The organism is Bacillus sp. FCW2, assembly GCF_021228595.1.
GTDB lineage: Bacteria > Bacillota > Bacilli > Bacillales > Bacillaceae > Bacillus > Bacillus velezensis.
In genome coordinates, this window is sequence record NZ_CP089436.1 from 1,769,755 (window position 1) to 1,783,187 (window position 13,433).

The 13,433-nt window shown below is 50.3% G+C and carries 1 protein-coding gene; it reads right to left on the bottom strand.

Annotation, left to right across the window (positions count from 1 at the left end; genetic code table 11):
* Positions 1-11 precede the first annotated feature (11 nt).
* A complete protein-coding gene (locus K3G25_RS09185) occupies positions 12-13,433 on the bottom strand; it encodes a type I polyketide synthase (protein WP_269770608.1) in 13,422 nt (4,473 codons plus the stop codon).

The following is a 13,433-nucleotide window of genomic DNA, read 5'->3' on the forward strand; positions in this document are numbered from 1 at the left end:
CCACTCCTCTCTCATTTAAATGCTTTCCAAAACATTTTTTTCGCAGGAAGCTCTTGTTTCTCCGCTCGTACGTCAGGTTCTTTTACCAGAGCCTTACGTCTTAATGACGGTACCGGCAGCGGCTTTCTTTTCATTCGGGTATCTTTTTCTTCCCAAGCTTCCAGAATGACGTGGGCGTTCGTTCCGCCGTCGGCAAAGCAGTTGATGGATGCTGACGGTCTGGCTGCATCCCATTCGCCGGCTGTTTTATGAAAGTGAAAATCTGTCTTTGTTATATCAAAATGCGGCATCGGTTCGTCTCCTGAGAGAAACGGAACCGTTTTTTTATGCTTCAGCATTAATACGACTTTAATGAAGCTAGCGATGCCTTCTGCGCAAAGCGGATGCCCGATGTTCGGCTTAATTGACCCGATGCCGAGCGGAACATGCTGACCTGAGCGGTATACGGATTGAATCGCCTTCAGCTCAAGCAAATCAGTCACCGCGGAACCCGATCCGTTTGCTTCGATATAAGTGATGTCTTCCGGCTTTTTGCCGCTTTTGAAAAGCGCGCTTTGCATAACGTCTTTTTGCGCCTGCATATTAGGAGCTGACGGGCCTGCCGTTCTGCCGTCATTGTTCATGGCGGCGGCCTTAATGACCGCGTGTATCGTGTCGCCGTCTTTTTGCGCCTGGCTTACTGTTTTTAACAGCACCATGCCGACGCCTTCACCGAGGACAACTCCGCCTGAACGCTTGTCAAATACGTGAAATGCCGGTTTTTCGTTTAACAGTCCGCGCTCTTGGAACATCCGGTGCGCCGCATCTGTGTTCAGCAGGCTGACGCCGCCAACTACCGCCGCTTTGATATCGCCGCTTCTCAGTGCCTGAACGGCCATGTTCATTCCTGTCAAAGCCGATGAACAAGCCGTATCAAGCACGATGCTCGGCCCGCGCAGATCAAAAAATTGCGAAACGTTTGCCGCTAAATAATTCTGCCCGCCCGCAACGATCGGGTTGCGGGTATTCGCAAGACTTTCAGGATCAGGCTGATGCTGGCTGCGGCCTCCGATATACACACCGGCTTCCATGCCCTTGATTTCTTCACGGGTATAGCCGGCATGGCACCAAAGTTTCAAGCTCTCTTCCAACACCGCCAACGCCTGAGGGTCCATCGCTTTCGCGTCGTTTTCCGGAATGAAAAAGAATTCGGAATCAAAGTGATCCATATTGTCAATCAATCCCGCAACGTATTGATTTGCATATCCGAAACGTTCCGCCGGGACGGAGCCGATTGCGGACCTGCCGCTTCTCAGCAAGTCCCAATATTGTTCTAACGATTCCGCTCCCGGAAAACGGCAGCTCATTCCGACGACGGCAATGTCTTCAGTTACGGCATCACGCTTTTGTTCAGTGTGAACCGTTTGTACGGCAGCCGGAACCAAGATTTCTGTATCAGGTTCCTCCCTTTCTGCAAGCAGCGGCTGCCCATTGGATACAAGCCATTCGGCAAACGCGTCAATCGTCGGATGTTCATATAAAACAGATGGATCTAAGTCCTCTTTGAGCGCTTGATTCATTTGCTGTAAAAGCTGCGCTAAAATGATCGAATCAACCCCGTAATCCTGAAACGGTTCGTCTGTTTCCAGTTCTTCCGGAGCGATTTTCAGCTCATCGGAAAACAATTTCACAAGCCACGCCTTCGTATCAAGAAGCAGTTCTCTGTCTGAATGTTTTTCCGCGGCTTTGCCGGTTATTACGGCTTCAGTCTCTTTTTGTGTTTTCTCTTGACAGAGCAGCCTGTCAGGATGCCATTCGCTCCGATCAATGATAGCCGGCAGAACGGACGGGCGGATGTTTTCAGATAAAATGCGGTCCAGCAAGTCAAGGCCTTCCGCGTTGGACAGTCCCAGCAGCCCGGTCTGCTTCAGGCTTTCTGTGCGGACTTCACCCAATCCGGTTTCCTTCCAGTTCGGCCATTGAATGCTGACTAACGGATATTGATGCTGATGAGCCGCCGCGAAATAATCCATGTACGCATTTGCCATCGCATAATCCGACTGTCCCGCCGCGAGCGCCGGAACGACTGCAGATACTGAAGAAAATAAGACAAAAAATTGCAAAGGGTCATTTGTGAAAAGGCTGCTTAATGTTTGAAGCCCTGCGACTTTCGGTTCCAGCACTTCTTGTATATCGTCGGCAGTCTTTCTGATAAACGCCGGATTTACTGAATTAACCGATCCCGCACAGTGAATGACGCCGCCTATCGGTCCCATCGTGCGCCGGATCGTTTCAATTTCCGCTGCCGCCGCATCATGATCAGACAATTTCAGACTGATCACCGCCACTTGCACTCCTTTTGCTTCGAGCTCTTCAATCGCCCGTATCTTCTCTTTCAGCCTCGTATTAACGGCTGACCGTTCATGGCGGGGAGGAATCGGCTCCCTGCCTGTCAGCACTACTTTTTTCACGCCGTGTTTTTCTGTGAAATGGCGGGCGCATAAGAGACCCAGTCCCCTCGTCCCTCCGGTAATGAAAAGCACATGGTCTTCAGGAAACGGTGCGGGCTCATGTTCTGCTCGCTTCCCGCTTGGAATCTCCCTGAATAAAGCACGGTATCTCTGTCCGTTTCGGCGGCAGATTTCCGGTTCTGTGCTGTCCGCCGAAAATTCATCTGCAATCTGTTTGGCAAGCGTCTGCTGATCCGTATCTGTATCGGCATCCATGTGTCTGGACGTCACGTTTTGATACTCATTTTGAAGCATTCTGTACAGGCCGCTTTTTGCCGCTCCTGCAAGATGAATCGTTTTCTGCTGAAATGGCTCCAAGCCTTTTGTTACATATAGCAGCGTCAGCGGCCGTGCTTGCCGGCGGCTTGTATCAATCAGAGTCTGGAGCCGGCTGATCCCTTCCAGTGAAGGGTCTTCGTCTCCGCATCCCGTCAGATCAATTGCGCCATCTATGTGATTCCAATCGCTAGCTGCAGTATCAGCAGAATCGACCGGGAGAATGAACGAGTCAGTGAAATGCTTCGCAGTCTCTTCGGCTAGCTCCGCTGTTCTTTCATCAGCCAGAATCATGACCGTCCTGCCGCTTTTCTCACCGGCCGAATCGATCTCACACGGAACCCATTGCTTTTCTAAAAGCACAGCCTTGCGCCGGTCTTCTGTTTCCTGCGGTACGGCTTTCGGCTCAGGCAGCCAGTACGGCTCCTTCGCAAATGGGTAAGCCGGCAGACTGATTCTGCGAGGTTTTTCGCCTTGATAGAGTCTGTCCCAGTCCATCTGAAGCCCTTTGGCCCACAATTCCGCTATTTTGGCGTATTTTTTCTTATCGAACCATGACCTCACAAGCTGCTTCAGGTCATCGTCCGTTTCAAATGCTTTGATTTCTTTTTTAGCCGTTTTGATGTGGGCTTCATATATCCCTTCACCCGTATTTCCGTTTACAAAATCGGTTAAACGGCTGATCAGTTCTTCTCTCGAACCGGCTGTAACCGCAAGACGGTAATCCATCGCATCACGCCCGGTTTGAAGCGTGTATGCCATATCTGAAAGATTGATATTCTGATTGGCTTTTGCAAATTCGATCACAGACTCGGCATAGGTTTTTACCTGCGGCGCTTTTTTCGCCGACAGCACAAAAATGTTTGTCTCATCAGACTTACGGCTTCCTCGGTCTTTCGGCTGATACTCTTCAATAACGAGATGAGCGTTTGTGCCGCTGTAGCCGAATGAGCTGACACAGGCCCGCCGCGGTGCTCCGCCTGTTTCCCAAGGTTTGAGTTCGGTATTGACAAATAAAGGCGAGTCATTGAAATCAAAATGTTCATTCGGCGTGCTGAAATGAAGGGTCGGTACAAGCTGCTGATGCTTCATCGACAGCAGAACCTTCTGGACGCTTGCTACACCTGCCGCCGCCGACGTATGCCCGATATTCGATTTAACCGAACCGATGGCGCAAAATTGTTTGCGATCCGTTTTTTCCTTGAATACAGAAGACAGGGCTTCTAATTCAATCGGATCCCCCTGCTTTGTGCCGGTGCCGTGCATTTCCGCATAGGTGATGCTCTCAGGGTGGATGTTGTGCGCTTCATACACTTGGCGCTCTAAATCCATTTGGCTTTTCGCGCTTGGTGCGGTAATGCCGTTGGTTTTTCCGTCCTGGTTAATTCCAGATCCGATAATGACTCCGTAAATATGGTCTTGATCGGCTTCCGCATCTTTCAGCCTCTTCAAAACGAGCGCCCCCGCGCCTTCGCCGGGCACAAATCCGTTCGCACTGTTATCAAATGCTTTACATTGGCCGTCAGGAGACAGCATTCCGGCTTCACACATGCTGATGTATGATTCAGGCGTTAAATACAAGGTCACGCCGCCGACAAGCGCCATGTCAATTTCATGATTCAACAGCGCCTGACGCGCCAAATGAGTCCCGACGAGAGATGAAGAGCATGCCGTATCAATCGGAATGGCCGGCCCTTTCAAATTGAGATAATAAGGCAGACGGGCCGCCGCGATGCTGAAACTGTTGCCCGTCGCGCTTCCTCCTGTCTGATGTTTGTTTAACATCATGCCGTATTCATTGTTCATAATCCCCAAATAAACGCCGCAATTTTTCCCGTTTAATTCTTTTGAGCTGTAACCCGCATCTTCAAAGGCTTTAAAACCTTCCTGTAAAAATATCCGGTGCTGCGGGTCCATAAGTTCCGCTTCAGACGGAGAAATATTAAAGAACAGCGGATCAAATTCTTCAATGCCGTCAAGCATACCGATTGATCTGCAGTATACTTTGCCCTTCTTGTTTAAGGCCGGATCATAGTATTTGTCTACATCCCAGCGGGAAAGCGGGATGTCGCGAATGGCGTTTTTCGCACGGGCTAAGTTGTCCCAATACGTCTTTAGGTCCGGCGCATCCGGGTACTTGCCCGACATGCCGACGATGGCTATCGCGTCCGCCATCTCGTCTTTAGGCTCCCGTTTGGCCTGCACCGGTTCAGGTTCCTTTTGAACCGTTAATCTCTCAGGCTTGGCAGGTGTTTTCTCCTGCAGGGCGTGCTGCTTAAGCGGCTTTGGACGTACGGGAACCGCCTGTTTTTTTCTGCCGCGGACGGACGGCTGCGTACGCAGAAAATCGGCAAATTGGCGGATTGTCGGATAATCATACACTTTCGTTACGTTACAGTCCGTGCCGTACCGTTTATTGACGGCCTTTATCCATTCAAGACCGGTAATCGAATCCATACCCAAGTCAATAAAGGCCTCATCAATATCTACCTCATGCCGCTCCATGTACAATACATCAGCCAGTGCTTTTGATAACTCGTCATGCACCGCTTCAATCGGTTCTTCCGGTTCGGCGGAAGCTGCCGTTTCAGACATCGCCTCCAGAATATCCGCTTCTGCTTGTATCACATGCTGCTTATGAGCGTTTAAAGGCTGCAGCAGTATGTTTGACGGTTTTTTCACGGCCTCTGTTTTCTGCGGTTCGGTTGCTTCCTCAAGGATCGGTTCTGTCCCGAGCTCTTTTTGCAAGAAAGCCGCAAACTGGCGAATTGTCGGATAATCATATACTTTCGTCACCGTAAGGGACGTGCCGTATGCTTTATTAACAGCCTTTATCCATTCAAGACCGGTAATTGAATCCATGCCGATATCAATAAATGTGTCGTCTGCGTCGATATCGTCGGCATCCATATATAAAACGTCTGCCAAACTTTCGGTCAATACGGCACTTACTTTTTCAGCGGAAACCGCCGGACGGGAAACAGACTGTACGGTTCTTTTCGGTTTCGCGCCGCTCAAAGGCTGCAATGAAATGTTTGAGGGTTTTTCTTTGGCAGTCTCCTCGTGAAGAGTTGTTACTTCAATGACCGGTTCCGGGACGGCCGCCGATGCGATCGGCGCAGACTGTGTTTCGGCCGGTCTTTTGACAGCTGCATCTGCTGATATGTCGATCCAATAACGGTCTTTTGCAAACGGGTAGGCCGGGAGACTGATTTTTTGCGGTCTGCCCATTTGATACAACTTATCCCAATTCAGCGGAAGGCCCTTCACCCAAAGCTCTAATACCTTTGCGGCTTTGCCTTTTTCAAGCCATGCCTCAATGGTTTTTTCCATGTCCTCATCAGCCGCAAACAGCGCCATCGTTTCTTTATTCTGTTTGACTTGTCCGCGGTAGAGCTGGTCAATTGACTCCTTGCCGCCCGTAAATTCGTCAAGCTTTTCTTCAAGCTCGCGCAAATTGCTGACAATCATTCCGAGACGCTCTTCCATCGGTTCACGGCCGATTTGAAGCGTATATGCGATCCGGCTCAGATCCGCTTCCCGGTAACGCCCGCTCCGCAGCGCATCAAGAAGACGTTCCGCCCGTTTTTGAAGCCGTTTCTCATTTTTCGCGGAAAGGACGATCATCGACGGATGAGGCGCGGCAAAAGCCGTCTCCTTATCCTCATCAGCGGAATATTCTTCGATGACGATATGAGCGTTGACGCCGCCGGCTCCGAATGAGGAAAGCCCCGCGGTTCTCGGCAATTCTTTATTTATTCCGTTTTCATTTATGACCGGTCTTTTCCACTCTTCAAGCGTCTGCTGCACTTTAAACGGCGTAGCGAGAAAATCAATATTCGGATTAAGCGTCCGGGAATGCAGTGACGGTGCGAGCTGCTTATGTTTCATTTGCAGGAGCACCTTCGTCAGACCCGCGATGCCCGCCGCGCTTTCACAGTGCCCGATATTGGATTTCGCTGAGCCGATGGCACAAAATTGTTTATCTTGTGTTTGTTCTGAAAAGACTTTTGTCAGACCCGTGATTTCAATCGGATCGCCGAGTGAAGTTCCGGTGCCGTGGGCTTCGATGTAGCTGACCGCCCTCGGATCGGTTCCCGCGTCTTTTAACGCCTGTTTGATCACCGCGGCTTGGGCGTTCGGATTCGGTACGGAATACCCGTTTGTTTTTCCATCATGGTTCACGGCCGTTCCTTTGATCAGGCCGTAAATATGATCACCGTCCGCTTTCGCTTTAGAAAGCGGCTTAAGGAGTACGGCGCCCACTCCTTCACCGGGCACATAACCGTCCCCGCCTTCTCCGAAACTTTCACATCTGCCTTTGCTTGATAAAAATCTGTTCTGGCCGAGCATCAAATATTTATTCGGATGAACGGATACATTGACGCCCCCGGCAAATGCTGCTTCGCATTCCCCGTTCCGCAAGCTTTGGCATGCCAGATGAATGGCTGTTAAAGAAGAAGAGCACATCGTATCCAGAGCCATGCTCGGACCGTTAAAACCGAATACATAGGAAGCCCTGTTCGCAATTGATGACGGATTTCCGGTCAGCGCAAGCGATTTTCCGCGCGCCTGTTCTTCGGCTCCGTAAAGCTGATATTCCTCATACATGACGCCGACGTAAACACCGACATTGGCGCCAAGCAAATCACCCGATTTTTCCGTGAGCTTTTTGCGCGTGTAACCGGCATCTTCCATCGTTTCGTAGACACACTGCAGGAATAACCGCTCCTGCGGGTCCATCAATTTTGCATCCCGGGGCGAAATAGAGAAGAATTGCGGATCAAATTTGTCCACGTCTTTCAAAAATCCTCCCCATTTTCCGTACGTCTTGCCTTCTTTATCTTTATCAGCGTCGTAATAAAGACTGTGATCCCAGCGATCGTTTGGAATTTCGGTTATGCAGTCAGTGCCTTCACTCAAATTCTTCCAAAATTCCTGAAGATTTTCGGCCTGCGGATATCGTCCTGACATACCGATAATCGCGATATCTTCACGCTCTGTCAGCTGCTGATTTTTCCGCGTGTCTGGACGGACTTGCGCAAAGCCTTTTTTGCCTTCATTCCGTTTGAAAACGGGCTTTACTTTCGCTTTCTCAGACAGCGCCGGTTTGGCTGCAGGGGTTTCTTCTGTTTTCATCCCGGTCACTTCCAGCAGCGTGTCCCGGTGTGCTTTCATAAAATACTGCGCCAGCGATTCGATATTCTGATACTCGAAAAACAATGTTTTTGACAATGAACCGAAGCTCTTTTCCAGCCGGCCCGTCAAATGCATAATCATAATCGAATCAATACCGTAATCTTCCATAGGCGCCTTGGCGTCAATTTTGCCGACAGGAAGTTTGGTCACTTCCGAAAGCACTTGTTTCAAGAAATGCTCCGTTTTTTCTGCAAGCATGTTCTCTCCGCCCGCTGTAAGACCTGCCGTTTCTTCGGTTTCGCTGCCCTTATCCGGCTGATCCGCTGATTTTTTCAGAAACGCCCGGATTTTTGCGGCGTAGCCTTCCGTCACCATGACTTGGGATGTGTTTGCCGTCCACCCGCGGTACAAAGCCTGAATGCCGTTTTCTGTTTGCATAGGGACCATGCCGCTTTCTTTTGTCAGCATGGCTTCCGTTTCAGCATCAACCGTCATGCCGCCGTCTTTCCAAAGCGGCCAGCAGATTGAAAGGGTGTGTCCATAGCGTTCATTTCGGGCTTTTTTACGGTTTCTTTTTTCACTGAAGGCGTTCATAAACGCATTGGCCATCGCATAATCAGCCTGACCCGCGCTTCCGGCGCTTCCGGCTCCGGAAGAGAAAAGAATCAGAAAATCCAGCTCAATGTCCTTTGCCGCTTCATCAAGATGAACCAGCCCGGAGACTTTCGGCGCCAGTACATCACGGATTTCATCTTTGTGCTTTTTCAGAATATAGTTGTCTTTTATCGTTCCGGCGCTGTGTATGATACCGTTTAAGCCGCCGTACTGCCGACAGATGTCTGCTATGAGAGATTGAACTTCTTGTTTTTCCGTCATGTCCGTTTGTTTGTACACAGCTTGCGCGCCGAGATCGGACAGTTCTTGAAGCTGGGTTTTTTTACGGTTATCCAACAGAGAACGCCCCGTTAAAATAAGAACGGCGTCTTTTGCATGCCGGGCGATTTCTTTGGCGAATAAAAATCCTAGACCGCCCGCACCGCCTGTGATCAGATAAACACCTTTATCCTTCCACGGCTTTTCGGCGCCGAACTGTTCCAGCCCTGTTTCCTGCCATTGTGCCGTATAGCGATTGCCGTTTTCATAGCGAATATGCTTGTCATCAGGATGAGCGCTGCATTCTTTTACATATCGGGACAGCGTGTCTGCCTTGACGTCCGGCTCCGCTTCAATCAGCTGGCCGGTCAGGTTCGGGTTTTCAAGCGCCGCTGTTTTCAAAAGCCCCGTTAAGCCGCAAAGGAGCTGCGTATCCGCTTCTTGAGGCACGACAATCTGAATGAGCTCGCGCCCGCCGGAATTTGAAGCGAGGATTTTCTTCACTTCTTCGAACGCCTGAAGCGCACAAGCTTCAAACCGTTCGTCTTCACTCTTATGCTGATCACGGAGCACATGACAGCTGAAGTCTGTCTGTATGCTGTTCATTTGATCCGTAAACCGGTCAGATATCATCACGTGACGGGCTTTGAAATGGATCGGCGCTTTTTCATGTACAGCGGCCTTCTCTTCCCATACGTGTTCAAAAAATAGTGTATCTGTTTTATCCGTTTCAATTTCCCGTGCGGAATAACCAGTCATTTTCACACATACATTGCCTTGTTCGTCACACAAATCAATATCCAGCTTCTGCACAGCATCTTCAGGCTTGCTTTCGCCGCTGTACGCAATGGATACCCACATATCACTTTTACAGCTTTTCAACACATCGATCTGTTCGAGAGCAAACGGCAGCATCGGCCGTATGTCAGTCCCGTCTCTGTCAAGCATTAACCCGATTGTCGCGTGGAATGCCGCATCCAAAAGGCTCGGATGGAGGACAAACTGATCTTTTGTATGAGAAATAGATGACGGGAGTGAGAGCTTTGCGAGCACTTTGCTGTCGTTTGCATAGATTTCCGTGACCGCTTTGTGAGCATCCCCGTATTCAATCCCCATCTGTTTGTATGCCTGATAGCAAGCGTCAGGTGTGATCAGACGGCGTGACTCTCTTAATTTGTCAATCTCGATTTTGGCCGGTTCGCCCGCTCGGACAAATGCCGCGCTTCCTTGCGCATAGAGAACGGGCTCTTCTTCCGAGGAAGCCGATTCACTGTAAACCGTAAATCCCATCTCCCCATTTTCTTCGTCATAAAGGCGGAGATACAGTTCTGCGGACTCATCCGCCGCTGTAAACGGACGTATCCATACGACATGTTTCAGACGGACTGTTCCTTCTTCCTTCGTTTCTGCCGCGTGTTCAACGGCCGCCCGGACCATTTCCAGATAAGCCGCGCCCGGTAACGTCCGCTCGTTTTTGACGACGTGATCTTTCAGGAAAAATTCTCCGCCGCTAAAAGAGGACCGAAAACGGACGCCTGACATGTTTGATATATTTTCATGAAGGAGCGGATGCAGCATGCCTGCCCTTTTTTGCGGCAGCGATTCTCTTTTCTCCGCCTTCAGCACCCAATACCGGATTTTTTCAAACGGATATGTCGGCAGGCTGATCCGATTCGGTTTGTTTTCACCGTACAAGAGATTCCAATCCATCGTTCCTCCGCCGGCCCACTTTTCGGCAATCATCCCCAGACTCCCGGAAGAAAGCCATTTATGTATCAAGTCCGGAGCAAGCTCTGCCTGTTTGCTTTTATCGGCTCGGTTCCGCCAGCACCCGCTGACCGTTTTACCCGCCAGAAAGCCCTTCAGCCGCTCTTTGAGCTGTGTCATATTCTGAGCGGTAAACGCAACCCGCTCCTCCATCTGTTCACGGCCGATCTGAAGTGTATACGCCGCATCCTCAAGCGGCAGGCCGGGATGAATAAATGCAGACAGCTTCGCAACATACTCTTTTAGCCGTTCTTCATTCCGGGCTGAAACCGGAAAAATGAATGTCTGTTCTTCTGCCGGTTCAGCCACTGTTCCGTGTGATTCTTCAGGGATAAATTCCTCCAGAATGAGATGCACGTTTGAACCTGTCGCCCCGAAAGAACTGATGCCTGCACGTCGGGGATATACGGTCTCATTTCCGTTTTCCGTCACTGAGGGCTGATGCCATTCTTCGGTATGATGCTGGACGTAAAACGGTGATTGTTCAAAATCTAAATACGGATTCAGCTCCTCGGAATGAAGAGACGGCACCAAAGTTTTATGGTGAAGCTGCAGGGCAACCTTGCTTAAGCCGCTGATGCCCGCCGCCGATTCCGCATGGCCGATATTGGACTTCACTGATCCGATCGAACAGAACTGTTTGTCCTGTGTGTACTGCCGGAACGCCTTGACAAGGCCTTGAACCTCAATCGGATCGCCGAGAGAAGTTCCCGTCCCGTGCGCCTCAATATAACTGACCGTGCGCGGATCGATGCCCGCTTTGTCCAGGCATTCTTCAATCAAATCGGCCTGCGCGACAGGGCTCGGCACGGAAATTCCGCTCACTGTCCCCACGTGATTGACGGCACTGCCCTTTATCACCGCATAAATCCGGTCTCCGTCTTTTACCGCCTCTCGCAGCGGTTTTAATAAAACGGCACCGATTCCTTCAGCCGGTACATAGCCGTCTCCGTCTTTCCCGAATGTATGACAAACCCCGTCTGTTGAAAACATGTCCCATAAACCGTATGTCAGATATTTATTCGGATGCAGCGACAAGTTGACGCCTCCGGCAACTGCCGATTCACATTCCCCGCGCCGAATGCTTTCCGCAGCAAGGTGAACCGCAGTCAGCGAAGATGAACAGACCGTATCGACCGCCATGCTCGGCCCGTGAAAATTGCAAAAATATGAAACTCTGTTTGCGATTTGCGCATAATTAAGAGAAAGCGGGAATACATGATCTTCAGAAGAAGCTTCAGCCCCGACCAACGTATAATCCTTATGCATCACCCCTGCGAAGACGCCGACGCGCTGTCTCTTATTCCGTCCGCGCGCCTCTGCGAGCGACTTCGGCGTATATCCGGCATCCTCAATCGTTTCCCAGCATGTTTGTAAAAACAGCCGTTCTTGAGGGTCCATTGTTTCAGCTTCCCGCGGCGTAATCCGGAAAAATTGGGGATCAAAGCAATCCGGATCATCAATAAATCCGCCCCATTTTGAAATGCTCTTTCCGGAAGGCGACTTTACATTTTCAAACCGGCGCCAGTCCCAGCGAGACTCCGGAATTTCGGTGACACAGTTTTTTCCTTCTTTCAGGTTTTCCCAGAATTCATGAATATTTTCGGCCTGCGGATAGCGGCCGGCCATGCCGATAATGGCGATATCTTCATCTTGCGGCACACTGCTTTTCCGTCTTCTCTCTGTTTGCGTCTCAACCGGCTTCTCCATTTTTGCCGGAGGCGCGCTGAAATGGCTCCCGTACTGCTCAGTCAGGAAAGCTGCCAGCTCTGCTGCCGTCGTATATTCAAACAGCAAAGTCGGAGAAAGGGTTTCGCCGATTTTTTCGCTGATCGTTTCGACGACGTCAAGCAGTCCGGACGATGTCAGCCCCATTTCATAGTAGCCGACTTGAGAATCAATCTGTTCAAGCGGCTTGCCGATTTTTTCAGCCATCAGATTCATGACATACCGTTCTGCTTCCTCACGCGGGTGTCCGCCTTCAAGCGATGCCGCAACTTCCGGTAAACCGGCTTTTTCAGGAGACTTCTCAGCAGGCTTACGGTCTGTATTGATCAGCTCGGCATCCCGCACGAGCTTGCTTGTGAAATCTTTCAGCTCGGCTACTTTCCGGCCGGATGCGTTAAAAAACTCCAGTGTAATGTAAATGAGCTCCTTTTCCTGCCGAAGCGACGAACGTTTGATTCTCGTGATGCAGCCGGCCTGCAAAGGTTCGGAAGCTGTAAAAGATTCGTAGAAAAGAGGCAGAAACAGCCTCTTTTCCCCATTTAACAGCGATGAGATCAATAGGTTTGCGCCGACGCCGCTTCCGTCAAGAAGAGTCGGATGGAACAAAAACCCCCCGGCCTGTCCCATCGCGTCTTTTCCGAGCGATACATCAAAGGTGACGCCGTCCCGCTCCTCAAACACTTCTCCTTCTGCTTTCATATACCCGCTGTGAACCAATTCTTGGCTTCTGCATTGTGCATACAGCTCATTTAAATCGATGGTGCGTTCCGCCTCGCGTTTGACAGAGTCAAGATCAAGCGTGTCACTGAAAACTGCGGGTGCCGTCTCGTGCATTTCCGCTTTGACGTAAATGCGTTCTTCCGGCTGGACTCGTCCGCCGCTGACCTCAGCCCCTTTTACGGTAAGTTTCCAGCGCCCTTCTTTTACCTTTGTACATTCAACCGTAAGCTTGACGGCGCTGTCTTCTTTCGCAATAAGCGGCTGATATATGGATAAATGGCGCAGCTGAAGCCCGTCGTATGAATAGCCGCGCTCTTTGAAAATCTGATAAAACATATCAATATAAGCCAATCCCGGAAGGACTTTTTGTCCGTAAACGTCATGATGTAAAATAAACGGATTTTTCAGCGATAAAGTGATTTGCTTATTGAAGTTCTTCAC